Source organism: Pseudomonas sp. B21-051 (genome assembly GCF_024748795.1).
Lineage (GTDB): Bacteria > Pseudomonadota > Gammaproteobacteria > Pseudomonadales > Pseudomonadaceae > Aquipseudomonas > Aquipseudomonas putida_A.
In genome coordinates this window covers 5,099,678-5,124,042 of record NZ_CP087166.1, presented here as the reverse complement: position 1 = coordinate 5,124,042, position 24,365 = coordinate 5,099,678, and the positions used below count along the sequence as shown (strand labels likewise).

Below are 24,365 nucleotides of genomic sequence, written 5' to 3'. Positions count from 1 at the left end.
CCACAGTTGTTTTTCATATTGGTTTTTGTGGTGATCTTCGGGAAAAGTGCCACTACTCTGGCGTCAGAATTCACACAATGACCATTCGGCGCCTTCTGGTTCTATCCGGCTTGCGCGGCGGACTTTTCTTCTATTCTCTGCTCAAGGACATCGACAGTATCACTGGATCGAAACAGCCTTCGCGTGAGGGCTGAATACAGGTTTTACCGAGGGTCGCCGCCATGTCGCGCAACCTCTGCCTCACCCGTCAGTGCCTGGGTCTTGTGACCCGCATCGAATGCGCCATCAAACCGTTGGCCGGCGATAACGGCATGTGGACCTTGCTCTTCGCTGCCGGCATGGCCGGCGAACAACCCTCCGCCATCAAGGCCCAGGGCCCGTTTCACGGGCCGGTCGCCGCCGAGTCGATTCTTGACACCATTGTTGAAAGCCTGACGATGCACGGCTACGAGCTGGCTGACGATCCGCAGATCTGGAGCCTGCACCTGCAGGCACAGCTACGCCAGATCAATGGTGGGCGTGGGCGTACGGTCGGCGTGTTCGACCATTAAGCACAATCATGGCGCGGTGTCGGACTGCTGCGCCTTGTCGAGCTTGACCTCAAAGCCGTATTGCACGGTATTGAGTTCAGTCCGCTGATAGGTCTCCACGTGCGTTGGACGGCCATAGAAGTAATGCACGCCGAATAGCGCCGGCCCTTCTGCACTCGCGTCATGACTGACTGAGAGAATCTGTTTCAGGTAGTTGCCGCTGTCGTCCTTGACGAAGAATCGCCAGGCGTTGGCCGGGAACCGTTTCAGGTCCACCACCAACGTGTTGTCCTTGATCTCCAGGCCTTTGGGCAAGGACTTGGCGTCGTAGGTTTGCTTGTCGACGGTCGCGAGAAACAGCGGCATCGAGCCCACGGCAATCGCCGGGGTTTCCGGAAACAGGTTCAAATCGTAAGTGATGGTCGCCTGCAGCGGATCGACCTGATACGCCTCGGGCGGCAGTTCGATCGGCTCATCGAGTTTGCCGCTGCGTTTCTCGGTGAAGAACGTCACCGGGCTTTCGCCCGGGCTGAAATCATCGCCGAGCAGCTCATCGTTGAAGGTGCGCCGGTGAGAGAACTCGATGCGTGCAGCGCTCGGATCCTCCACGGACTGATGGATGCGGATACCGGCCTTCAACGCTTCCTCGGTGAGGCTCGCGCCCTTGAGCCAGTTCGGCGCCAGATCGTCATACACCACCACCGCCGGGTCCAGCGGCTGAATGGCTTTTTCCGTAGTGTGCTGACTGAAAGTGCGCACCGGCAGATCCAGTGTTTTACGGGTTACGGTTGCCGATGAAAAATCGAGCACGCTGACTTCCAGAGTGTCGACAGGGCCGTTGAAGTAGACCTTGTTATAGCGGCGCGGATGCTGCTGCTCGAAGGCGGACTGCTCGTCCTCCAGCTGTTGTTCCAGCGCCTCGCTCCAGGTTTTCTGTTGTTGCAGATGCGCCAGTTGTTTCTCGTAGAAGGCGACTTGTGCCGGGCTCTCATTGATTGAACCGGCGCGGACCAGGTATTGCCCGCTGGTGTCGCGAGCCTGAACGATCAACGGATTGAGCTGCGCACCTTCAACCTCGGGGGCCAGTGGCAGGTTGTTGCTGAATTCGACTTCGGCGTAGTTCTTTGCAAGCTTCAGCAGGGTGACGCTGAGGTTGTCATCGGTGCGGGTCTGGCCGACGTCCTTCTGGCTCAGGTTGAAGCTGAACAAGCGGCGCGGCGCGATGACTTCGACTTTGCCCTGCAGGCTCACCGGTTGTGGCTGGCTCTTCTTGTCCACGTCCAGCCCTTCGATGAACGGGTAGGTCACGGTCAGGTCATCGGGGTTGGTGACGTTGGAGCTGGACGGGCTCAACTGGATGCCGGGATCGGTTTCCGACCACTCCGGTTGATAGGCGATCACCCGTTTGTTGCTCAGGGTCACCGATTGCCATTCCACGCCATGAGGGAACAGGAAACCGCCGGGAATGTTCAGGTTGAAGGGGAACACCGGTTGCAGGTCAGTAAGGTAGTCGGAACTGGCGTCCTTGTGCAGCACGAACAGCCCGTTGATAAAGGTATCGACCAGCGCCTGCGGCGAAGGGTAGTGCTTGAGGATGCCGAGCGTGTCTTCGCCGTAGACGGTTTTCAGCGGGGTGCTGTCGAGCTTGAGCTGCGCGCGTTCGAGCAGGAGCAGCGAGCCACCGAGTTCTGTCACGGCATCTTTGAGTTTCGGGTCGGTGATGGCATCCAGTGAATGTTCGAAGGTTGCCGTCTTCGCGTCGAGGCTGACCGAGGGCTTTTTCTCTTCGCCGGGTGAGCAGCCACCCAGTAGCAGAGCGAGGCAAATTCCGGCAGTCATCATCGGCAATCGCACATGCATTTCCAGTCGTCCTGTCCACTTTCGCTAGGCGGTCAATGGTTTGGACAGTAGCAGAAATAAAATCACCTACACACGCAGGTTGCTGTGATTGGAGGTGCGAGCCGGACGGTTTCTGGCGGTCACAGGCGGCTGGTATACTCGCCGCCGATTTCAATCCTTACTGTGTGAGAGTCAATGGAACGCTTTATCGAAAATGCAATGTACGCAACGCGCTGGCTGCTGGCGCCGATCTATATCGGGCTGTCCCTCGGGCTGCTGGCGCTGGCATTGAAATTCTTCCAGGAAGTGTTTCATGTCATTCCCAACGTGTTCTCCATGGCTGAATCGGATCTGATCCTGGTGCTGCTGTCGCTGATCGACATGGCGCTGGTAGGTGGCTTGCTGGTGATGGTGATGATTTCCGGCTACGAGAACTTCGTGTCCGAGCTGAACATCGACGAAGGCAAAGAGAAGCTCAGCTGGCTGGGCACCATGGACTCCTCATCGCTGAAGATGAAAGTGGCAGCGTCGATCGTGGCGATTTCCTCGATCCACCTGCTGCGGATCTTCATGGATGCCAAGAACGTCGATCCCGAACACCTGATGTGGTACGTGATCATCCACATGACCTTCGTGATCTCGGCGTTTGCCATGGGCTATCTGGACAAGCTCACCAAGCACTGATCATTGATTGAACGCTGCAAAAACACCGCCCGTCTGTTGCGAAACAGACGGGCGGTGTCGTTTTTGGCTTGTGCTTTGGTGCGCGCGGGCATATCCCTGTAGAGGTCCTGGCTCGCCACTGCACGAGGTGTGTTCATGAACCTGCAAGAGTTGAATGCGTTTGCCATCGCCAGAAAGGTCGATGAGTTGAACCTGATCTCCATGGAGGGCGGGATTTATCTGCTTGAGGCCCGCATGCACGGGGCGGCGTACCCGTTGAGTGATCTCAAGGGCAAGATGCTGATGTTCCGTTCGGTGGAGCATGCACGGGATCTTTTGCATGACTTTCCGGTGCTGCCGTTCAACCTCGTACACACCTCGGTGCACGACGAAATGTGCGGCCTGGGCGTCAGTGCCGATGAAAGCCTGAAAGTGCCGCTGGCCTGGCGCTCGGCCCTGTAGGCGTTGCGCCCCATCGCCGGGCATCTGTGCTAGTCTGCTCGCCCTTTTGGTTCCGGGCGCGCCGGGACGCGCTGTGCACGCACGGCAAGTCTGATGGCCGTCCGCACAGCGGAGCAGTGTCATGTCCGAAGTAAATCTGTCCACCGACGAAACCCGCGTCAGCTACGGTATTGGCCGTCAGCTGGGTGACCAGCTGCGCGACAACCCGCCACCGGGTGTCAGCCTGGACGCCATCCTGGCTGGTCTGACCGACGCTTTCGCCGGTAAGGAAAGCCGTGTCGGCCAGGAAGAAATGTCCGCCAGCTTCAAGGTTATCCGCGAAATCATGCAAGCCGAAGCCGCTGCCAAGGCTGAAGCGGCTGCCGGCGAAGGCCGTGCTTTCCTGGCTGAAAACGCCAAGAAAGAAGGCATCACTACTCTGGCTTCCGGTCTGCAATTCGAAGTGCTGACCCAGGGCGAAGGCGCCAAGCCATCCCGTGAAGACACCGTGCGTACTCACTACCATGGCATGCTGATCGACGGCACTGTGTTCGACAGCTCCTACGATCGTGGCCAGCCAGCAGAATTCCCGGTGGGCGGCGTGATCGCCGGCTGGACCGAAGCTCTGCAACTGATGAACGCCGGCAGCAAATGGCGCCTGTACGTGCCGAGCGAACTGGCTTACGGCGCTCAAGGCGTTGGCAGCATCCCGCCGCACAGCGTTCTGGTATTCGACGTCGAGCTGCTGGACGTTCTGTAATGCCTGGCCTGTCCCGGTGACAGGTCAATAATGTGGGAGCGGGCTTGCTCGCGAAGGCGTCCTTTCAGGCAATCATCCGTTGCCTGACACACCGCTTTCGCCAGCAGGCTGGCTCCCACAGTTTTTCCGCGCTACTCATATTTCGATCTTGTGATGCAGCTCATTGGTCGGGCGCAAGGCCCGGGCATAGCAGAACAGGAACAGATTGCGCACCAGCTCCTTGAGCACCAGCGGTTCGCTGGAATTCAGGCTGCTGACGTCCAGATCACCCTGATCCTGCAGCTCATGCAGGGCTTCTTCTTCCAGTACCGCACAGACTTCGCCGGTTTCCCGATGCAGGATCCTGAGGTAGGGGTGTGGGCGATCCAGCCAGGCGTCGATCAAATAAGTCATGGGTCTCATCTCCTTGAAAGGTTTCAATGAGAATAATTCTTATTCGTAAAATAGCAAGTGCCTATTGGCGGAATGCGATTTTTTCCGGGTAAAGATTGCGTAAGGTCAAATCGGCTGGCGTCTGGCTATTACGCGAGAATGCGAAGGCTTGGCGGCGAGGGCGAAGCACCATCCCACGGCAGGCGCGGGATGGAATGACAGCAGGATCAGACCTTTCTGACGAACTCGGACTTGAGCTTCATCGGGCCGATGCCATCGATCTTGCAGTCGATGTCGTGGTCGCCATCGCACAGGCGGATGTTCTTGACCTTGGTGCCGACCTTGACCACCAGCGAGGTGCCCTTGACCTTCAGATCCTTGATCACGGTGATGGTGTCGCCGTCCTGCAGCACGTTGCCGACCGAATCTTTCTTCACGGCATCATCGGATGCCACTTCGGCTTCGCCGTTGGCCGACCACTCGTGGGCGCACTCAGGGCAGATCAGTTGGGCACCGTCTTCGTAGGTGTATTCGGAATTGCATTTCGGGCAGGGTGGCAACGTGCTCACTAAGGCTCCTTGGAGAGGGGATCGCTAAAAGTCGCACATTATATAGGGTTTTCTTTGTGTGGGGAGCTGAAAGCAAAAGATCGCAGCCTTCGGCAGCTCCTACAGATAATTGTGCAGGAGCTGCCGAAGGCTGCGATCTTTTGATCTTGCGTCAGCGGTATCAGTGCGTGCGGGCAACCGCAAACTCGCTCAGTTCCACCAGTGCATCGCGGTATTCGCTGGCCGGCAGCGCGTCGAGGCACTTGATCGCACGGGCCACGTAGTCGCGGGCCAGTTGCGCGGTGTACTCCAGCGAACCCGAGGCTTCCACGGCGATGCGGATGCTTTCGAGGTCTTCGATCCCGCCTTTCTGGATCGCCTGGCGTACCAGAGCAGCTTGCTCCGGCGTACCTTCACGCATGGTGTAGATCAGCGGCAGGGTCGGCTTGCCTTCGGCCAGATCGTCACCGACGTTCTTGCCCAGGGTCTCGGCATCGCCCTTGTAGTCCAGCAGGTCGTCGACCAGCTGGAACGCCACGCCGAGGTGATCACCAAAGGTGCGCAGGGCTTCGCTCTGCTCGGTGGTGGCGCCGGCCAGTGCGGCAGCGCTGTGGGTCGAGGCTTCGAAGAGCATCGCGGTCTTGCCGCGGATGACTTCCATGTAGGTTTCTTCGGTGGTGCTGGCGTCGCGTACCTTGGACAGCTGCAACACTTCGCCTTCGGCGATGATGCGCGTGGCCTGGGACAGGATCTTCATCACCGGCATCGAACCCAGTTCGACCATCATTTCGAACGAGCGCGAGTACAGGAAGTCGCCGACCAATACGCTCGGGGCGTTGCCCCACATGGCGTTGGCGGTCGAGCGGCCACGGCGCATGCCGGACATGTCGACCACGTCGTCATGCAGCAGGGTCGCGGTGTGCAGGAATTCGATGGTGGCGGCCAGCAGACGCATGTCGTCGCCTTCGCGACCCAAGGCCTTGCCGCACAGCAGCACCAATAAAGGACGCAGGCGTTTGCCGCCGGCCGAGGTGATGTAATCGCCGATTTTCGATACCAGCGGCACTCGGGAAGTCAGCTGCTTCTTGATGATGCCGTCGACGGCGTTAAAATCGTCCGCCACCGCGCGGTAGAAAGCTTGGGGTTGCATCAGCGACAGTTGCTCCAGAAGGGTTGCGCGGCATGCTAGGACCCACACCGGGGCCTGTCAAGGCGCGATGGACGGCCACTTGCGTGACTCTCGCGGCTTGCGTACAATCGCGCACCCTGAACTTCCTGGGCAGCACCTGCCTTACGCAATTGCACTTGGGCCGTTCCAGCCCCATGCAGCCATGCCAGCCAATACCTCTTCTTATAAAGAGCTGGGTGAGCAGGATTATCGGAGAAATACCATGTACGCAGTAATCGTTACCGGCGGTAAGCAATACAAGGTCGCTGAAGGTGAATACCTGAAGATCGAAAAACTGGAAGTCGCTACTGGCGAATCCGTGACTTTTGACCGCGTTCTGCTGGTCGCCAATGGCGACGACGTGAACATCGGCGCACCTGTTGTTGCTGGCGCAACCGTCAAGGCTGAAGTGATCTCCCAAGGTCGTCACGATAAAGTCCGCATCATCAAGTTCCGTCGCCGTAAGCACCACATGAAGCGTATGGGCCACCGCCAGTGGTTCACCGAGATCAAAATCACCGGTATTCAGGCTTAATTACAGCCTAATTCCTCACTAGGAGAATTGAACTCATGGCACACAAAAAAGCTGGTGGTAGTACCCGTAACGGTCGCGACTCAGAAGCCAAACGCCTTGGCGTGAAGATGTATGGCGGCCAGGTCATCAAGGCCGGCAACATCATCGTGCGTCAGCGCGGCACCCAATTCCACGCTGGCTACGGCGTTGGCATGGGTAAGGATCACACCCTCTTCGCGAAAATCGAAGGCGTGATCAAGTTTGAAGTAAAAGGCGCCTTCGGTCGTCGTTACGTGAGCGTTGTCGCGGCTTAATCGCGAGATCGCTGGAAGAGCCCTGTCTTGCGACGGGGCTTTTTCGTTTGTGGGGTGAGTCTCTTGCAAAACTGTTTGTATGGGCTGTCGGCGTGCGATGCAGGTCGTGTTTTGGGGTCGCTGCGCTCATTTTTGCAAGAGTCTTATGTCTTGATTGTTTTTCGGCTCGTCCGTATGGCGAGAGGCGTTGAGTTATGAAGTTTGTAGACGAAGTATCGATCCGCGTAAAAGCTGGCGACGGCGGCAATGGCTGCATGAGTTTCCGTCGGGAAAAATTCATTGAAAACGGCGGCCCGAACGGCGGTGACGGCGGTGACGGCGGTTCCATCTACATGATGGCCGACGAAAACCTCAACACCCTGGTCGACTACCGTTACACCCGGCACTTCGATGCCGAGCGTGGTTCCAACGGCGGCAGCACCGATTGCACCGGCAAGAAGGGTGAAGACCTGATCCTGCGTGTGCCGGTCGGTACCACCGTGATCGACTCGGCCACCCAGGAAGTGATTGGCGACCTGACCAAGGCCGGCCAGAAACTGATGGTGGTGCAGGGCGGCTGGCACGGTCTGGGCAACACCCGTTTCAAATCCAGTACCAACCGTGCACCACGTCAGACCACGCCGGGCAAGCCGGGTGAGCAGCGTGACCTGAAACTGGAAATGAAAGTGCTGGCCGACGTTGGTCTGCTGGGCTTGCCGAATGCCGGTAAAAGTACCTTTATTCGTTCGGTATCGGCCGCCAAGCCGAAAGTTGCCGACTACCCGTTCACCACGCTGGTGCCGAACCTGGGTGTGGTCAGCGTTGACCGCTGGAAAAGCTTCGTCATCGCCGACATTCCGGGTCTGATCGAAGGCGCTTCCGACGGTGCCGGCCTGGGTATTCGCTTCCTCAAGCACCTGGCGCGTACGCGTCTGTTGCTGCACCTCGTCGACATGGCGCCGCTGGATGACACCAGTGCGCCGGACGCGGCTGAAGTGATCGTCAACGAGCTGGTGAAATTCAGTCCGTCGCTGGCCGAGCGTGATCGCTGGCTGGTGCTGAACAAGTGCGACCAGATCCTTGAAGAAGAGCACGAAGAGCGCGTCAAGGAAATCGTTGATCGCCTGCAGTGGGAAGGTCCGGTCTACGTGATCTCGGCCATCGCCAAAGAAGGCACTGAGCGCCTGACCCGCGACATCATGCGTTATCTGGAAGATCGTGCCGATCGCCTGGCCAATGATCCGGCTTACAAGGAAGAGCTGGCCGACCTCGATCAGCGCATCGAAGACGAAGCCCGTGCGCAGTTGCAGGCGCTGGATGACAAGCGTGCCCTGCGTCGCAGCGGCGTGAAGTCGGTCCACGACATCGGCGACGATGACTGGGACGAAGAAGATGTGGATGATGAAGACGGTCCGGAAATCATTTACGTGCGCGACTGATCTGTTGCGATAAACTTGAACGCCGCTCAATCGAGCGGCGTTTTGGTATCTGGAAATCGGTAGTCACGATTAACGGGCAGCGCTGGGTCGCGCTGTCCTCAAGCTAAGGTTGAAGATGATGCGGAGCAAGGTGACAGGTGCGCAGCGTTGGGTCGTGAAGATCGGCAGCGCTTTGCTGACAGCTGATGGCAAAGGGCTGGATCGTGCGGCAATGAGTGTCTGGGTCGAGCAGATGGTCGCCCTGCATGAGGCAGGTGTCGAGTTGGTGCTGGTGTCCTCCGGGGCGGTGGCTGCCGGCATGAGTCGTCTGGGCTGGACCGCACGACCCAGTGCGATGCACGAGCTCCAGGCTGCCGCGGCAATCGGTCAGATGGGCTTGGTGCAGGCCTGGGAATCGAGCTTTGCCGAGCATGGCCGGCACACTGCGCAGATTCTCCTGACTCACGATGACCTGTCCGACCGCAAGCGCTATCTGAACGCCCGCAGCACCCTGCGTGCGCTGGTCGAGCTGAAAGTCATCCCGGTGATCAACGAAAACGACACCGTGGTCACCGATGAAATCCGTTTCGGCGACAACGACACGCTGGCAGCGCTGGTGGCCAACCTGGTCGAGGCCGATCTGCTGGTGATCCTCACCGATCGCGACGGCATGTTCGACGCCGATCCGCGCAACAACCCTGATGCGCAACTGATTTACGAAGCGCGCGCCGATGATCCGACCCTGGATGCGGTGGCGGGCGGTACCGGTGGCGCGCTGGGGCGTGGCGGCATGCAGACCAAGCTGCGTGCGGCGCGTCTGGCGGCGCGTTCCGGGGCGCATACCATCATCGTTGGTGGGCGTCTGGAGCGAGTGCTCGATCGCCTGAAGTCTGGCGAGCGCATCGGTACGCTGCTGTCGCCTGAGCGCGGCATGCTGGCGGCGCGCAAGCAGTGGCTGGCCGGGCATCTGCAAACTCGCGGCACGCTGGTGCTGGACGAAGGTGCGGTGTCGGCGTTGTCGCAGGGCAACAAGAGTCTGCTGCCGGTCGGCGTCAAATTGGTCCAGGGCAGCTTCCGTCGTGGCGAGATGGTGGTCTGCGTGGCGCCGGACGGTCGCGAGATTGCCCGTGGCCTGGCCAACTACAGTGCGCTTGAGGCGCAAAAAATCATTGGTCAGTCGTCGGATGCGATTGTCGGCGTGCTGGGCTACATGGCTGAGCCGGAACTGGTTCACCGTGACAACCTGATTCTGGTCTAAGGAAAAACGCGATGCGCATGGCAAAAGGATTGTTGGGTCTGCTGATGGCGCTGCCATTACTGGCCTCGGCCGAGGAAATCGGTCAGGTGTCGACGGTGTTCAAGTTCGTCGGCCCGAATGACCGGATCGTGGTCGAAGCTTTCGATGATCCGAAGGTCGACGGCGTGACCTGCTACCTGTCTCGCGCCAAGACGGGTGGGGTGAAGGGTGGCCTGGGTCTGGCCGAGGATCGCGCCGAGGCGTCGATTGCCTGTCGCCAGGTGGGTCCGATCAAGTTCAAGGGCGAACTGAAGGATGGCGACGAGGTGTTCAAGGAGCGCACGTCGCTGGTGTTCAAGACCATGCAGGTGGTGCGCTTCCTCGACAAGAAGCGCAATACGCTGGTGTACCTGGTCTACAGCGATCGCGTGATCGAAGGGAGTCCGCAGAATGCGGTAACCGCAATTCCGATCGTGCCGTGGGTACCGGTCCAGCAGTAACAGCGCAAAACCAATTGCAGGAGTGAGCTTGCTCGCTCCTGCATTTTTTTGCTCTGCGTTTATCAAATCGCAGGCAATAAAAAACCGACCCTAAGGTCGGTTTTTTAATGACTACGTCGATTAAGCAGCTTCTTTCAGTGCCTTGACGTGGCCATTCAGACGGCTCTTATGACGAGCAGCCTTGTTCTTGTGGATGATGCCTTTATCGGCCATACGGTCGATAACTGGCACAGCCAGAACGTATGCAGCTTGAGCTTTTTCAGCGTCTTTTGCGTCGATGGCCTTAACTACATTCTTGATGTAGGTACGAACCATGGAACGCAGGCTGGCGTTGTGGCTGCGACGCTTCTCAGCCTGTTTTGCACGTTTTTTGGCGGAAGGTGAGTTGGCCACCGTCGAGCTCCTCGAAAGACTTTTTAGGAAATAGCAAACAAAATAGGCCGCGAATCATGCCGATGAAGAGAAGTCTTGTCAAGGGCGCTTGAAACGTTCCGCTAAGTGGTAGGTATGAAGAGGCGGGATATTTATTTCCGGCGCTTGACCTGTAAACTCGCGAGCTTTGGCTCTGTGCTGTTGCGGCGCGGAGTATCGCACAAGTGGGCGCATTGTTCGCCTGCTGTTTATCGACAGGCACACATTTCCTTAATGAATCTGCTCAAATCGTTGGCCGCCGTCAGCTCTATCACGATGCTTTCCCGGATTCTGGGGTTCGTCCGTGACACGCTCATCGCACGCACATTCGGCGCCGGTATGGCGACGGATGCCTTCTTCATTGCCTTCAAACTGCCCAATCTGCTGCGGCGAATCTTCGCCGAGGGTGCGTTTTCGCAGGCCTTCGTGCCGATTCTGGCGGAATACAAAAGTCAGCAGGGTGAAGAGGCGACCCGTACCTTTATTGCTTATGTATCGGGCCTGCTGACACTGGTGCTGGCGCTGGTCACTGCGCTGGGGATGATCGCCGCACCGTGGGTGATCTGGGCCACGGCGCCGGGGTTTGCCGATACGCCGGAAAAATTCCAGCTCACCTCCGACCTGTTGCGGGTGACATTCCCTTATATATTGCTGATCTCCCTTTCCTCGCTGGCCGGGGCGATTCTCAACACCTGGAACCGTTTTTCGGTGCCGGCGTTCGTGCCGACCCTGCTCAACGTCAGCATGATTGTGTTCTCGCTGTTCCTGACGCCGTATTTCGATCCGCCGGTCATGGCGCTGGGCTGGGCGGTGCTGGTCGGTGGTCTGGCGCAGTTGCTCTATCAACTGCCGCACCTGAAAAAGATCGGCATGCTGGTGCTGCCGCGCCTGAATCTGCGCGATACCGGCGTCTGGCGAGTGATGAAGCAAATGCTGCCGGCGATCATCGGTGTCTCGGTCAGCCAGATTTCGCTGATCATCAACACCATTTTTGCTTCGTTTCTGGTGGCCGGTTCGGTGTCGTGGATGTATTACGCCGACCGTTTGATGGAGTTGCCGTCCGGCGTGCTCGGCGTAGCGTTGGGCACCATTTTGCTGCCGACGCTGGCCAAGACTTATGCGAGCAAGGATCGTCACGAATACTCGCGGATCCTCGACTGGGGGCTGCGTCTGTGCTTCGTGCTGGTGCTGCCATGTGCATTGGCGCTGGGGATTCTCGCCGAGCCGCTGACCGTGTCACTGTTCCAGTACGGCCAGTTCAGCGCATTTGATGCGTCCATGACTCAGCGTGCGCTGATTGCCTATTCTGTCGGTCTGCTTGGAATTATCGTGATCAAAGTGCTGGCGCCGGGCTTTTACGCGCAACAGAACATCCGCACCCCGGTAAAAATCGCAATCTTCACCCTGATCGTCACTCAGCTGTTCAACCTGGTGTTGATCGGGCCGCTGGCTCACGCCGGTCTGGCGCTGGCGATCAGTGCCGGTGCCTGCCTCAATGCCGGGCTGCTGTTCTATCAACTGCGCAAGCAAAAGATGTATCAGCCGCAACCGGGCTGGTACATGTTCGGCTTCAAATTGTTAGTGGCGGTAGCGGTGATGTCGGCGGTATTGCTACTGGGCATGCATTTCATGCCGGCTTGGGATCAGGGCCATATGCTGGAGCGCTTCCTGCGTCTGGGGGCGCTGGTGGTTGCTGGTGTGGTGGCGTATTTCGGTATGTTGCTGCTGCTCGGTTTCCGCCTTCGCGACTTCAATCGCAAGGCGTTGAGCTGAGGTTTCAGCCTTTATAACCGGGCACGGGCCGGCAGTTTTGTCGGCTCGATCACTTTGCGTTACGGTGTTGCCTGTCGTCGACCGTCGGGTGTGGTTATAATCGACCACTTTATGAGCAAGAAGCGCGTTATGCAGCTGGTTCGAGGCCTCCACAACTTGCGCCCCCAGCATCGGGGCTGCGTCGCCACTATTGGCAACTTTGACGGTGTTCACCGTGGTCACCAGGCTATCCTGGCCCGACTGCGTGAGCGTGCGCTCGAGTTGGGCGTACCCAGCTGCGTGGTGATTTTCGAGCCGCAGCCCCGGGAATTCTTTGCCCCGGAGACCGCACCGGCCCGCTTGGCTCGCTTGCGCGACAAGCTGCAGCTGCTGGCCGCCGAAGGCGTCGACAGGGTGCTGTGCCTGGCGTTCAACCAGCGCCTGAGCAAGCTCAGTGCCAGTGAATTCGTCGATACCATCCTGGTTGACGGTCTCGGCGTGCAGCATCTGGAAGTCGGCGACGATTTCCGCTTCGGCTGCGATCGCCTTGGCGATTTCGATTTTCTGCTGCAGGCCGGCCAGGTTCACGGTTTTACCGTGGAAGCCGCGCAAACCGTCGAGCTGGACGGCATTCGCGTCAGCAGCACGCAGGTGCGCAACGCGTTGGCCGCCGCCGATTTTGCCTTGGCCGAACGCTTGCTCGGCCGCCCGTACCGGATCGCCGGTCGTGTGCTGCACGGTCAGAAACTGGCCCGGCAACTGGGTACGCCCACTGCCAACATTCAACTCAAGCGTCGTCGCGTGCCATTCACCGGGGTTTATCTGGTGGATGTGGACATCGACGGCAAGACCTGGCCTGGCGTCGCCAACATCGGCGTGCGGCCTACGGTCCAAGGTGATGGCAAAGCCCACCTTGAAGTACACCTACTGGATTTTGCCGGCGATCTGTATGACCGGCGTCTGACGGTGGTTTTCCACCAAAAGCTGCGTGAAGAGCAGCGTTTCGCCTCCCTGGAGGCACTGAAAACGGCGATCAACGCGGATGTCGCCGCCGCCCGTGCACTAGCCGCACCTAGCGCCCATCGCTAATGAAGAGCCTTAAATGACCGACTATAAAGCCACGCTAAACCTTCCGGACACCGCCTTCCCAATGAAGGCCGGCCTGCCACAGCGCGAACCGCAGATCCTGCAGCGCTGGGACAGTATTGGCCTGTACGGAAAGTTGCGCGAGATTGGCAAGGATCGTCCGAAGTTCGTCCTGCACGACGGCCCTCCGTACGCCAACGGCACGATCCACATCGGTCACGCACTGAACAAGATTCTCAAGGACATGATCATCCGCTCGAAGACCCTGTCGGGTTTCGACGCGCCGTATGTTCCGGGTTGGGACTGCCACGGCCTGCCGATCGAGCACAAGGTTGAAGTGACCCACGGCAAGAACCTGGGCGCGGACAAGACCCGCGAGCTGTGCCGTGCCTACGCCACCGAGCAGATCGAAGGGCAGAAGAGCGAATTCATCCGTCTCGGCGTGCTGGGCGACTTCGCCAACCCGTACAAGACCATGGACTTCAAGAACGAGGCCGGCGAAATCCGCGCCCTCGCCGAAATCGTCAAGGGCGGTTTCGTGTTCAAGGGGCTCAAGCCGGTGAACTGGTGCTTCGATTGCGGTTCGGCGCTGGCCGAAGCCGAAGTCGAGTACGAGAACAAGAAGTCCTCGACCATCGATGTTGCCTTCCCGATCGCCGACGAGCCCAAACTGGCCGCCGCGTTCGGTCTGCCGTCGCTGAGCAAGCCTGCTTCGATCGTGATCTGGACCACCACCCCGTGGACCATTCCGGCCAACCAGGCGTTGAACGTACACCCGGAATTCAACTATGCGCTGGTTGATATCGGCGACAAGCTGCTGGTCCTGGCTGAAGAGCTGGTTGAATCCTGCCTGTCGCGTTACGGCGTCGAAGGCACCGTATTGGCCACCGCGCCGGGTTCGGCGCTGGAACTGATCAACTTCCGTCACCCGTTCTACGACCGCCTGTCGCCGGTGTACCTGGCCGACTACGTTGAACTGGGCGCTGGCACCGGCGTGGTTCACTCCGCTCCGGCCTACGGTGTGGACGACTTCGTGACCTGCAAGAAATACGGCATGGTCAACGATGACATCCTCAACCCGGTACAAAGCAACGGCGTGTACGTGCCGTCGCTGGAGTTCTTCGGCGGCCAGTTCATCTGGAAGGCCAACCCGGCTATCGTCGAAAAACTGACCGAAGTCGGTGCGCTGCTGCACACCACCGTCATCGAACACAGCTACATGCACTGCTGGCGCCACAAGACCCCGCTGATCTATCGCGCCACTGCGCAGTGGTTCATCGGCATGGACAAAGAGCCGGTCAGCGGCGACACCCTGCGTGTACGCTCGCTCAAAGCCATCGAAGACACCAAGTTTGTGCCGGCCTGGGGCCAGGCGCGCCTGCACTCGATGATCGCCAACCGTCCGGACTGGTGCATCTCCCGTCAGCGCAACTGGGGCGTGCCGATCCCGTTCTTCCTGAACAAGGAAAGCGGCGAGTTGCACCCACGCACCGTCGAACTGATGGAAGAAGTCGCCAAGCGCGTTGAAGTCGAAGGCATCGAAGCCTGGTTCAAACTCGACGCCGCCGAACTGCTGGGCGATGAAGCGCCGCTGTACGACAAGATCAGCGACACCCTCGACGTCTGGTTCGACTCGGGTACCACCCACTGGCACGTGCTGCGCGGTTCGCACCCGATGGGGCACGAAACCGGTCCACGTGCCGACCTGTACCTGGAAGGATCCGACCAGCACCGCGGCTGGTTCCACTCGTCGCTGTTGACTGGTTGCGCCATCGACAACCACGCGCCGTACCGCGAACTGCTGACCCACGGTTTCACCGTCGATGAGTCCGGCCGCAAGATGTCCAAATCGCTGGGCAACGTGATTGCGCCGCAGAAAGTCAACGACACCCTGGGCGCCGACATCATGCGCCTGTGGGTCGCTTCGACCGACTACTCGGGCGAGATGGCCGTGTCCGAGCAGATCCTGCAACGCAGCGCGGACGCCTATCGTCGCATCCGTAACACCGCGCGTTTCCTGCTTTCGAACCTGACCGGTTTCAACCCGGCCACCGACCTGCTGCCGGCTGAAGACATGCTCGCACTGGATCGCTGGGCCGTGGATCGTACCCTGCTGCTGCAACGCGAGTTGCAAGAGCACTACGGCGAATACCGTTTCTGGAACGTCTACTCGAAGATCCACAACTTCTGCGTGCAGGAGCTGGGTGGTTTCTATCTCGACATCATCAAGGATCGCCAGTACACCACTGGCGCCGACAGCAAGGCCCGTCGCTCGTGCCAGACCGCGCTGTTCCACATCTCCGAAGCGCTGGTACGCTGGATCGCGCCGATCCTGGCGTTCACCGCCGACGAGCTGTGGCAGTACCTGCCGGGCGAGCGCAACGAGTCGGTGATGCTCAACACCTGGTACGAAGGTCTGACCGAGCTGCCGGAAGGTTTCGAGCTGGGTCGCGCGTACTGGGATCGCATCATGGAAGTGAAGGTGGCGGTCAACAAAGAGATGGAAATCCAGCGTGCGGCCAAAGCCGTCGGTGGCAACCTGCAGGCCGAAGTGACGCTGTTCGCCGAAGACGCGCTGAGCGCCGACCTGGCCAAGCTGAGCAACGAACTGCGCTTTGTCCTGATCACCTCGACTGCCAGCGTGGCACCTTTCGTTCAGGCACCTGCGGACGCGGTAGCCACCGAAGTCAGCGGCCTGAAACTGAAGATCGTCAAATCGGCCTTCCCGAAATGCGCCCGTTGCTGGCACTGCCGCGAAGACGTTGGTGTGAACCCGGAGCATCCGGAAATCTGCGGTCGTTGCGTCGACAACATCAGCGGCGCCGGCGAGGTTCGTCACTATGCCTAACGCCGTTGGCCGTTTCGGACGGTTGAGCTGGCTCTGGTTGAGTTTGCTGGTTCTGGTCATCGACCAGGCCAGCAAGTTCTACTTCGAAGACAGGCTCGAAATGTTCCAGCAGATCGTGATCATTCCCGATTACTTCAGCTGGACCCTGGCCTACAACACCGGCGCGGCGTTCAGCTTCCTGGCTGACAGCTCCGGCTGGCAGCGCTGGCTGTTCGCCCTGATCGCGATCGTGGTCAGTGCGGTGCTGGTGGTCTGGCTCAAACGTCTGGGCCGCAACGACACCTGGCTGGCTGTCGCTTTGGCGCTGGTGCTGGGCGGTGCGCTGGGTAATCTGTATGACCGCATTGCGCTGGGCCATGTGATCGACTTCATTCTGGTGCACTGGCAGAACCGCTGGTACTTCCCGGCGTTCAACTTTGCCGACAGCGCCATCACCGTCGGTGCGGTGATGCTCGCACTGGACATGTTCAAAAGTAAGAAAACCGGAGAAGCCGTTCATGACTGAACAGGTATTGGCTGAGCAACGCATCGGCCAGAACACGGAAGTCACTTTGCACTTTGCATTGCGCCTGGAGAACGGCGACACGGTCGACAGCACGTTCGACAAGGCCCCGGCGACCTTCAAGGTCGGCGACGGCAATCTGCTGCCGGGTTTCGAAGCGGCATTGTTCGGCTTCAAGGCTGGCGACAAGCGTACGCTGACCGTCGAGCCGGAAAACGCCTTTGGCCAGCCGAACCCGCAAAACGTCCAGATCATCCCGCGTTCGCAGTTCGTCGACATGGAGTTGTCGCCGGGTCTGCTGGTGATCTTCAATGATGCGGCCAATACTGAGCTGCCGGGTGTGGTGAAAGAGTTCGATGACGCGCAAGTGACCATCGACTTCAACCACCCGCTGGCCGGCAAGACGCTGACCTTTGACGTCGAGATCATCAACGTCAAAGCGCTTTAAGCAATACAGCAGGCCCCTCATGAGAGGGGGCTTTTGTGGTGAGGGTATTTATCCCCGATGGGGTGCGAAGCACCCCCGAATCTGATCACCGCGATCCAGAATCGGAAAGCATTGACTGGTTTGACGATTGCTTCGCAATCGATCGGGGATAAATCCCCTCGCCACAACAGGCTCGCTCCCACAATGTTTTCAACCGTTTTCGCTATTTCTTGCGCGCAAGACACGAGGCACAGCATGCAAATCAAACTCGCCAACCCCCGTGGCTTCTGCGCCGGCGTGGACCGGGCGATCGAAATCGTCAACCGCGCCCTGGAAGTCTTCGGGCCGCCGATCTATGTGCGTCATGAAGTGGTGCACAACAAATTCGTCGTCGAAGACCTGCGCAACCGTGGCGCGATCTTCGTCGAAGAACTGGATCAAGTGCCAGACGACGTCATCGTGATCTTCAGTGCCCACGGCGTTTCTCAAGCCGTACGCAGCGAAGCCGCCGGCCGTGGCCTGAAGGTATTCGACGCCACTTGTCCGCTGGTCACCAAGGTGCACATCGAAGTCGCCAAATACAGCCGCGACGGCCGTGAGTGCATCCTGATCGGTCACGCCGGTCACCCGGAAGTCGAAGGCACCATGGGCCAGTACGACGCCAGCAATGGCGGCGCGATCTACCTCGTCGAAGACGAGAAAGACGTCGCCGAACTGCAAGTGCGTGACCCGGAAAGACTGGCGTTCGTGACCCAGACCACCCTGTCGATGGACGACACCAGTCGCGTGATCGATGCCCTGCGCACACGTTTTCCGGCCATCGGTGGTCCGCGCAAGGACGACATCTGCTACGCCACGCAAAACCGTCAGGACGCGGTCAAGCAACTGGCCGACGAATGCGACGTGGTGTTGGTGGTGGGCAGTCCGAACAGCTCCAACTCCAACCGTCTGCGCGAACTGGCCGAACGCATGGCCACGCCGGCCTACCTGATCGACGGCGCCGAAGACCTGCAGAAGAGCTGGTTCGAGGGTGTCGAGCGCATCGGCATCACCGCCGGTGCTTCCGCGCCGGAAGTGCTGGTGCGCGGCGTGATCCAGCAATTGCAAGCCTGGGGCGCGACCGGTGCCGATGAGCTGGCCGGCCGCGAAGAGAACATCACGTTCTCGATGCCGAAAGAGCTGCGCGTCCGCTCGATCTGACGCTCTTCGCCTTCAGGCACAGCGCCTGCTCAGCCTTCGCGCTGGTCAGGCGCACCCGGCCGGTTGCCGACAGCACCACCTGCCGCTGGCTGACCGGCTCGCGTGCCGAACAGAGATGTAATGTCCCTGCCTGAAACGCCCGCCCGGGCATCAGCGGTTGTCCCAGACTGCTGAAGCGCACGTAACGACTGACCGCCCAATTACCGACAATCGGTGTCCGCCCGTCACTCGCGTGCTCCAGCAGCAGTGGGTTGCTGCTGTCCAGCGGCCCCTTGCCACTGATATCCAGAATGATCCGCCAGCCCTGACTCCAGTCGCCGTTGATGCCATGGATCACCACGCTCTGATTGCGCGTGATGGCCTGTGTGCGGGCGTTGCGAATGCCCTCGAGCAGCGACCGGGCCGCCTGGTCGCGATGAGTCGATTCAGTGAAGGTGGCGAACGCCGGGCTGACCAGCGACAGAACAATTGCGCCAATCGCCAGTCCCATAAGCAATTCGATCAGGCTGAAACCCTGTTGCGGCATGACAACTCCCTCCGTGGAGCATGAAGCCCGGCGCGATCCTTTTCGCCGGGCAGGGCAAATCAACCGACGCAGGCCGGTTGAATGTTCTAGTTTGTAGAAGCAGGTATAGCCGACGGCAACGGAGGGCATCGATGGATCATCGTACAAAAGGTTTCACGCTGCCCGAACTGTTGGCCGCGGTCGCCGTGATGGTGATCCTCATCACCTTGGCGGTGCCGGGCTTCACTCGCTCGATCCAGAGCAGCAAGGCCGACACCGAAATGGGCGACCTGCAGCGCGCCATCAACTATGCCCGGCTGGAGGCGATTGATCGCGGCGTGACCACACGCTTGCGCCCGAGCGCCGGCGGCAGCGTGTGGACCGGCGAATTGTCGGTCTATGACAGTACTGGCACATCGGCGAATGTATTGCGGGTTGTTCCAGCGATGAGCAGCGGCGCGACTCTGACGCTACCCTCAGGAGTGAGCGCACTGGATTTCAACAACCTGGGCGGTCTTGCGGCGCCGTCGACGGCGGTAGTCATCAGCTACGTGTTGGGCACGCAAAGCAGGACGCTGAACGTGTGTCTGAACGGACGAATTCAATTGGGTGGAAGTTGCGGATGAGGGCAGGGAGCACACAGGCACAGGAGGGCATGTCGCTGATCGAAGTGCTGGTCGCGTTGCTGATTCTGACCGTCGGCATATTGGGCGCGGCAGCCGTTCAAGTGAATGCGCTGAAGTACACTGACAGTTCGCGAATGACCAGTCAGGCCAGCTTCATCGCCTACGACATGATGGACCGCATCCGTGCCAACGCCGCCGCTGATTACACCGTCACGCCGCCGACCTCGGGCAACCTCAGCGTGGCCCGCGATCAGGATCTCTACGATTTCACCACCAATATCGTCAATTTCGGCGGGCCGAGCGCCACCGGCACGATCACCCTCAATCAGCGGGTGTACACCATCACCATCAACTGGAATGACTCACGGGCGGCGAATGCCACCGGTACCACCCGCAGCTTCGTTCTGACCAGTCGCGCCACGGTCGATCCGGTGGCCACGCCATGAAGCATGATCAGCAGGGGTTCGGCCTGATCGAAATGCTCATCGCGCTAGCGCTTGGGCTGATCATCGTACTGGGGGTGGTGCAGACGTTCCTTGCAGCCAAAAACACTTACGTCAGCCAGAACACCGCTGCCGCGATGCAGGAAGACGCACGTTTTGTCCTGAGCAAGATGATTCAGGAACTGCGCATGGTCGGCATGTTCGGCTGTCTGGGCACGATTACTGACGCGAGCTCGGCGGGGGATTTCAACGCGGCGCAGATCATCCCGATCAGTTGGGACAACAGCAACCTCAAGCTGACTCTGGTTACCGCCGATGTCGGCGGCAGTGGTGGCACGCCGACCTGGACGGTGGTCTCCGATTGCCGCAACAGTGCCACGGCCTATACCGGGTTGCGGGCGGCAGCGAGCGGGCAGATCGCTTTTCCGATCCGCCGCTTGATCTACAGCTTCAGCAACAACCAGATTCTCATGGGCACCGGCAGCGGCACTCCGACCCAACAGGTGCTGGTGAACAATGTCAGTGCGTTCAGCGTCATGTTCGGTCTGGCAACGTCCGCCACTGACGTCGCGGCGTCCTCGTACAGCGCCAATCCCAGCGATCCGGCACGCATACGCAGTGTGCGACTGAGCCTGACCCTCACCGACCCGAACAACCGGGTGGCCAATCAAACCTTCAATGTGGTTGCCGCTTTGCGCAACCGCTTGCAATGAGGGCCGGGCCGATGAGGATGACCTTCGACCAGCGGCAAAACCAGCGTGGCATGGTGTTGCTGGTCAGTCTGGTATTTCTGTTGCTGCTGACCTTGATCGGGCTATCGTCGATGCAGAGTGCCAATCTGCAGGAAAAAATGGCCGGCAGTGTCAGCCTGCGCAATCAGTCATTCCAGACCGCCGAGGCGGCGTTGCGCATCGGTGAGAGTGCGGTGCAGCTCGACAGTTATTCGCTGGCAGTGTGTGCCAGCACCACACAATGTGCGCCGCCGGCGGAGTCTGCGGTAGTCAGTGCGGCGGGGCTCAATTCGACTTCAGGGGTAACGTGGATCGCAGCCGGTAACGGCTTTTATGGGGTGCAGAACATTGGCACCACGCTGACGGCGGTTAATGTACCGAGCAACACGTCGGCGACTCTGTATCGAGTGACTGCCGTCGGCATCGCCGGTACTTCGCGCAGTGTGGTGGAGAGTGTCTATGCGAAGTATTGAGCGCTGCTGGACACTGTTGACGGGCATGCTGCTGGGCTTGTATCTGGCGGCGCCGGCGTATGCGTTCACGCCGTCCGACTCGCCGCTGTTGAGCGCTGCGGCGGTGCCGCCCAACGTGATGTTGCTGATCGATGATTCCGGCAGTATGAACAGCATCATTTACGCGGCAGGATTCGACCCGAACGTCACGCGCACTCCGGCCAGGCAATGTAATGCGTTGCTCGGGCTGTGCCTGAGTTCGACGGCGATCACTGGCGATCCGGTGTTTCTCTCGAACCTGCCGACCTCCGGTTGCTCCGGCGGCGCCTTCGCCTTCTACAACAACAGCGTCGCGCCGTTGTGCCTGAAACTGCCGGACCCGGTGGGTGGCGGCAACACCCGCTACACCGGGGATTACATCGCCTATGTGGTCGGGCTGGCGATCAACAACGGCACTCGCGACTTCACCACCGGGGCGATTCCCAACGACTATCGGATCAACGTGGCGCGCAACGTGTCCACCGCGCTGGTCACCAGCAACCGTACCCTGCGTATGGGCCTGTCGACTTTCAATCCGGTCACCAGTAACAACTCGGGCAATGGCGGATATATCGCGCGATCGATCAGCGACCTGTCACCGGTCTCCGGCAGCGTGACCCAGGCGCAGGCCGACGCCAACTACAACGCGCTGATATCTTCGATCAACGGTTTGAGCGCTGTGGCCAATACGCCGCTGGCAGAAACCTATTACGAAATCACCCGGTACATGCGCGGCATGACGCCGTACTACAACAGCACACCCACCACTTACACCAGTCCGATCCAGTACCGCTGCCAAAAAAACTACGGCGTGGTGATCACTGACGGTTTGCCGACCTACGATCGCACCTTCCCAACCAATGATCCGCTGGGTGGCAGTCGCCTGCCGAACTGGGACGGCATCAACAATGACGGCAACAACCTCAATGGCGATAGCGAGGGCGACACGCTGTACCTCGATGACATTGCCAAATTCGCCTTCGATATCGACATGCGTTCGACGGGGACTGACGCCGCTGGTAAAAGCTGGAACGCGGTGGATTTTCCCAAGCAGAACATGAACACCTACACCGTCGGTTTTACTGCCGACAACGACATGCTGTCGGACGCCGCCGCTTACGGGCAGGGCAGGTATTACCAGGCGACCGACAGCGCCGGTCTCAACGCCGCGCTGTCCTCGGCGTTGAGCGACATCACCTCCAAGGCCGGTTCCGGCGGCAGTGGGGTCACCAGCGGCACCACGCTGGCCAGTGGCACCAGTTATTTCCAGACCAGCTACGACCCCAAGGACTGGCGCGGGACGATCAAGTCCTTCGGGTTCACTTCGGCTGGCGCGGTGAATACCTCGGCAGCGTTGTGGACCACCGACACCACCATCGTCCCGGGCGCGACCGCACCGACCTATCAATCGTGGAACACCGGCAGCAACGTCGCCGTGACTCTGGCTTACGGCAACTTTTCCGCGACCCAGCAGACCACGCTGAGCCAGAGCCTGCCCACCGGCATCAGCGGCAGCGATCTGGTGGAGTGGAGCAAGGGCACCAACAAGACCGGGCTCAAGGTGCGCAGCGTATTGCTCGGCGACATCATCAACTCGCCGCTGGTGCTGGCCTCGCCCAGCGACAAAACCGCCTCCGACCTCTCGGGCGACACCACCTACACCACGTACCTGACCACCAAAGCGGCGAACATGAATTCGAGTCTGGTGGTGAATGCCAACGACGGTTTCGTCAACGTGATCAACTCGGCCAACGGCACCCGGCGTTATGCCTACATGCCGTCCAGCGTGTTGCCGTCGCTGCGGCTGATTGCCGACCCGGCTTACATCAATGGCGTCAGCCACAAGTTTCTGGTGGACGGCCAGGTCGGTGTGTATGACGCGCAAATCAACAGCGCCTGGAAAACCCTGGCCATCGGCGGCACCGGTGCTGGCGGCAAGTCTTTCTATGCGCTGCAACTGTTCGACGCGTCCGCGGGCAATGTGCTCAATGCCCTGTGGGAAGTCAGTGCACCCGCCACGGCGAACACTACCAACGCATTCAATGATCTGGGTTATGCCTATGCCCGGCCGGAAGTGGCACGCTTGGCCGATGGTCGTTGGGCGGCATTCATTGCCAATGGTTATGGCAGCAACTCCGGGGTGGCGGCGTTGTATGTGCTGGATGTGCGTGACGGTTCGCTGATCAAGAAGATCGTGATCGACAGCACCGAAACCACCAATGGCCTGTCGTCGGTGAAGCTCAAGGTCAATTCTTCCAACGTGGTGCAGGCCGCTTACGGAGGTGACCTGAAAGGGCGATTGTGGAAGTTCGATCTGAGCGCGACGTCGACTGACAGCTGGGGTGTGGCGTTCTCCGGTAAACCGTTGTTCACCACGGCAGGCGGGGCGACTCAGCCGATCACCGCGCAGCCGCTGCTGGCGGACAATTCGCTGGGGGGCAAACAGATCTTCGTCGGCACCGGCAAATTCAACGAGACCGCCGACAAGACCAACAAGGATCTGCAGGCATTTTATTCGGTGTGGGATGCCGACGGCGGTTCCGGGCAACTGACGGTCAGCAGCCTGCAGGCACAGGCAGTGACCGGAGTGTTCTCCGGCAGCACAGGGCAGTTCATCACCATCAGCCAGAACGACACGACCTATCCGGGGGAGAAGGGCTGGTACCTGCCCTTGGTGTACAACAACGTGCTGACCGGCGAGCGGGTGATCAATCAGGCCAGTCTGGTGCTCGGACGCATCGTGTTTACCACCGCCAGTGTCGACACCACCGACCCGTGTGCCAGTTTTGGCACCGGCAAACTGGTCGAACTCGATGCGTTCAGCGGTAAGATGCTCAACTACGCGGTGCTCGACACCAACGCCGATGGTGTGGTCGACAGCAATGACACGATTTCCAGCGGCGTGGTGTTCACCGGCGGGATTCCGACCCTGAACGCCATCGTCAATGGCGCGACGCGCAAGATCGTCAACGATTCCAGTGGCACCGTCACCACACTGGTGGAAAAATCCGGCGGCGGCAGCCGTCGTATCATGTGGCGACAAATACAGTAAGTGAGAGT

Annotated in this window: 26 protein-coding genes; 20 read left to right on the top strand and 6 right to left on the bottom strand. The window is 59.7% G+C overall.

What is annotated here, in order from left to right; genetic code table 11:
• Positions 1-221: 221 nt before the first annotated feature.
• On the top strand, positions 222-551 hold the full coding sequence (locus tag LOY52_RS23060) for a hypothetical protein (RefSeq protein ID WP_007963794.1): 330 nt from the start codon (positions 222-224) through the stop codon (positions 549-551).
• Positions 552-557: 6 nt separating this feature from the next.
• Here the strand turns inward: LOY52_RS23060 and LOY52_RS23055 are convergent, their stop codons facing one another.
• Positions 558-2,390 carry a hypothetical protein gene (locus tag LOY52_RS23055; protein ID WP_258676072.1) on the bottom strand — a complete coding sequence of 611 codons (1,833 nt, stop codon included), beginning with the start codon at positions 2,388-2,390 and terminating at the stop codon, positions 558-560.
• Positions 2,391-2,564: 174 nt separating this feature from the next.
• Here LOY52_RS23055 and LOY52_RS23050 point away from each other — a divergent pair, with 174 nt between their 5' ends.
• The 3 genes from LOY52_RS23050 to LOY52_RS23040 all read left to right on the top strand — a co-directional run bounded on the left by LOY52_RS23050 (position 2,565) and on the right by LOY52_RS23040 (position 4,233).
• Positions 2,565-3,053 (top strand): TIGR00645 family protein, encoded by a 489-nt coding sequence (locus LOY52_RS23050; protein ID WP_007963798.1) that lies wholly within the window; start codon positions 2,565-2,567, stop codon positions 3,051-3,053.
• Positions 3,054-3,188: 135 nt separating this feature from the next.
• Positions 3,189-3,494 carry a DUF6482 family protein gene (locus LOY52_RS23045; RefSeq protein WP_258676071.1) on the top strand — a complete coding sequence of 102 codons (306 nt, stop codon included), beginning with the start codon at positions 3,189-3,191 and terminating at the stop codon, positions 3,492-3,494.
• Between the two features lie 121 nt (positions 3,495-3,615).
• Positions 3,616-4,233, top strand: a complete 618-nt coding sequence (locus LOY52_RS23040; protein WP_007963802.1) for an FKBP-type peptidyl-prolyl cis-trans isomerase — start codon at positions 3,616-3,618, stop codon at positions 4,231-4,233.
• Between the two features lie 135 nt (positions 4,234-4,368).
• Here the strand turns inward: LOY52_RS23040 and LOY52_RS23035 are convergent, their stop codons facing one another.
• The 3 genes from LOY52_RS23035 to LOY52_RS23025 form a co-directional block, all read right to left on the bottom strand.
• Entirely contained in the window at positions 4,369-4,626 is a 258-nt protein-coding gene (locus LOY52_RS23035; RefSeq protein WP_003228365.1) for a hypothetical protein, read from the bottom strand.
• A 206-nt stretch (positions 4,627-4,832) separates the two neighbouring features.
• Complete coding sequence (locus tag LOY52_RS23030) at positions 4,833-5,174, bottom strand: zinc ribbon domain-containing protein YjdM (RefSeq protein WP_003228364.1); 342 nt, start codon at positions 5,172-5,174, stop codon at positions 4,833-4,835.
• A 160-nt stretch (positions 5,175-5,334) separates the two neighbouring features.
• Positions 5,335-6,303 (bottom strand): polyprenyl synthetase family protein, encoded by a 969-nt coding sequence (locus tag LOY52_RS23025; RefSeq protein ID WP_150367945.1) that lies wholly within the window; start codon positions 6,301-6,303, stop codon positions 5,335-5,337.
• Positions 6,304-6,544: 241 nt separating this feature from the next.
• Here LOY52_RS23025 and rplU point away from each other — a divergent pair, with 241 nt between their 5' ends.
• From rplU to LOY52_RS23000, 5 genes are all read left to right on the top strand, one after another.
• On the top strand, positions 6,545-6,856 hold the full coding sequence (gene rplU, locus LOY52_RS23020) for a 50S ribosomal protein L21 (RefSeq protein WP_003228361.1): 312 nt from the start codon (positions 6,545-6,547) through the stop codon (positions 6,854-6,856).
• 35 nt (positions 6,857-6,891) lie between these two features.
• Positions 6,892-7,149 (top strand): 50S ribosomal protein L27, encoded by a 258-nt coding sequence (gene rpmA, locus LOY52_RS23015; RefSeq protein ID WP_003228360.1) that lies wholly within the window; start codon positions 6,892-6,894, stop codon positions 7,147-7,149.
• 194 nt (positions 7,150-7,343) lie between these two features.
• Entirely contained in the window at positions 7,344-8,567 is a 1,224-nt protein-coding gene (cgtA, locus tag LOY52_RS23010) for an Obg family GTPase CgtA (protein ID WP_003228358.1), read from the top strand.
• 118 nt (positions 8,568-8,685) lie between these two features.
• Complete coding sequence (proB, locus tag LOY52_RS23005) at positions 8,686-9,804, top strand: glutamate 5-kinase (RefSeq protein WP_258676070.1); 1,119 nt, start codon at positions 8,686-8,688, stop codon at positions 9,802-9,804.
• 11 nt (positions 9,805-9,815) lie between these two features.
• The gene (locus LOY52_RS23000) at positions 9,816-10,283 is read left to right on the top strand and encodes a CreA family protein (protein ID WP_003228353.1); all 468 of its coding nucleotides are present in this window, start codon (positions 9,816-9,818) and stop codon (positions 10,281-10,283) included.
• Between the two features lie 120 nt (positions 10,284-10,403).
• Here LOY52_RS23000 and rpsT read toward each other — a convergent pair whose 3' ends face one another.
• Positions 10,404-10,676 carry a 30S ribosomal protein S20 gene (gene rpsT, locus LOY52_RS22995; RefSeq protein ID WP_003228351.1) on the bottom strand — a complete coding sequence of 91 codons (273 nt, stop codon included), beginning with the start codon at positions 10,674-10,676 and terminating at the stop codon, positions 10,404-10,406.
• Positions 10,677-10,928: 252 nt separating this feature from the next.
• Between rpsT and murJ the strand changes: the two genes are divergently transcribed.
• The 6 genes from murJ to ispH all read left to right on the top strand — a co-directional run bounded on the left by murJ (position 10,929) and on the right by ispH (position 18,509).
• Positions 10,929-12,467 (top strand): murein biosynthesis integral membrane protein MurJ, encoded by a 1,539-nt coding sequence (murJ, locus tag LOY52_RS22990; protein ID WP_258676069.1) that lies wholly within the window; start codon positions 10,929-10,931, stop codon positions 12,465-12,467.
• Positions 12,468-12,596: 129 nt separating this feature from the next.
• A complete protein-coding gene (gene ribF, locus LOY52_RS22985) occupies positions 12,597-13,535 on the top strand; it encodes a bifunctional riboflavin kinase/FAD synthetase (RefSeq protein WP_003228347.1) in 939 nt (312 codons plus the stop codon).
• A 13-nt stretch (positions 13,536-13,548) separates the two neighbouring features.
• On the top strand, positions 13,549-16,380 hold the full coding sequence (gene ileS / locus LOY52_RS22980; RefSeq protein WP_258676068.1) for an isoleucine--tRNA ligase: 2,832 nt from the start codon (positions 13,549-13,551) through the stop codon (positions 16,378-16,380).
• Positions 16,373-16,885: a signal peptidase II gene (lspA, locus tag LOY52_RS22975; RefSeq protein ID WP_258676067.1), complete on the top strand. Its 513-nt coding sequence runs from the start codon at positions 16,373-16,375 to the stop codon at positions 16,883-16,885. Before ileS ends, lspA begins: the two co-directional genes overlap by 8 nt.
• Before the next feature lie 7 nt (positions 16,886-16,892).
• Positions 16,893-17,330: an FKBP-type peptidyl-prolyl cis-trans isomerase gene (gene fkpB, locus LOY52_RS22970; RefSeq protein WP_169843368.1), complete on the top strand. Its 438-nt coding sequence runs from the start codon at positions 16,893-16,895 to the stop codon at positions 17,328-17,330.
• A gap of 234 nt (positions 17,331-17,564) precedes the next feature.
• The gene (gene ispH / locus LOY52_RS22965; protein WP_258676066.1) at positions 17,565-18,509 is read left to right on the top strand and encodes a 4-hydroxy-3-methylbut-2-enyl diphosphate reductase; all 945 of its coding nucleotides are present in this window, start codon (positions 17,565-17,567) and stop codon (positions 18,507-18,509) included.
• Here ispH and LOY52_RS22960 read toward each other — a convergent pair.
• Complete coding sequence (locus tag LOY52_RS22960; RefSeq protein ID WP_258676065.1) at positions 18,466-19,035, bottom strand: GspH/FimT family protein; 570 nt, start codon at positions 19,033-19,035, stop codon at positions 18,466-18,468. The two genes, ispH and LOY52_RS22960, sit on opposite strands and share 44 nt — an antisense overlap.
• Positions 19,036-19,166: 131 nt before the next feature.
• Here LOY52_RS22960 and LOY52_RS22955 point away from each other — a divergent pair, with 131 nt between their 5' ends.
• Genes LOY52_RS22955 through LOY52_RS22935 form a run of 5 tightly spaced genes read left to right on the top strand, consistent with a single transcriptional unit; the run spans position 19,167 to position 24,357 of the window.
• Entirely contained in the window at positions 19,167-19,640 is a 474-nt protein-coding gene (locus LOY52_RS22955; RefSeq protein WP_258676064.1) for a GspH/FimT family pseudopilin, read from the top strand.
• Complete coding sequence (pilV, locus tag LOY52_RS22950; RefSeq protein WP_258676063.1) at positions 19,637-20,086, top strand: type IV pilus modification protein PilV; 450 nt, start codon at positions 19,637-19,639, stop codon at positions 20,084-20,086. Before LOY52_RS22955 ends, pilV begins: the two co-directional genes overlap by 4 nt.
• Positions 20,083-20,796, top strand: coding sequence for a PilW family protein (locus tag LOY52_RS22945; RefSeq protein ID WP_258676062.1), 714 nt, complete (start codon positions 20,083-20,085; stop codon positions 20,794-20,796). Before pilV ends, LOY52_RS22945 begins: the two co-directional genes overlap by 4 nt.
• An 11-nt stretch (positions 20,797-20,807) precedes the next feature.
• Entirely contained in the window at positions 20,808-21,287 is a 480-nt protein-coding gene (locus LOY52_RS22940) for a PilX N-terminal domain-containing pilus assembly protein (protein WP_202370528.1), read from the top strand.
• On the top strand, positions 21,274-24,357 hold the full coding sequence (locus LOY52_RS22935; RefSeq protein WP_258676061.1) for a pilus assembly protein: 3,084 nt from the start codon (positions 21,274-21,276) through the stop codon (positions 24,355-24,357). The genes LOY52_RS22940 and LOY52_RS22935 overlap by 14 nt, the downstream gene beginning before the upstream one ends.
• The last annotated feature ends 8 nt before the right edge of the window (positions 24,358-24,365 follow it).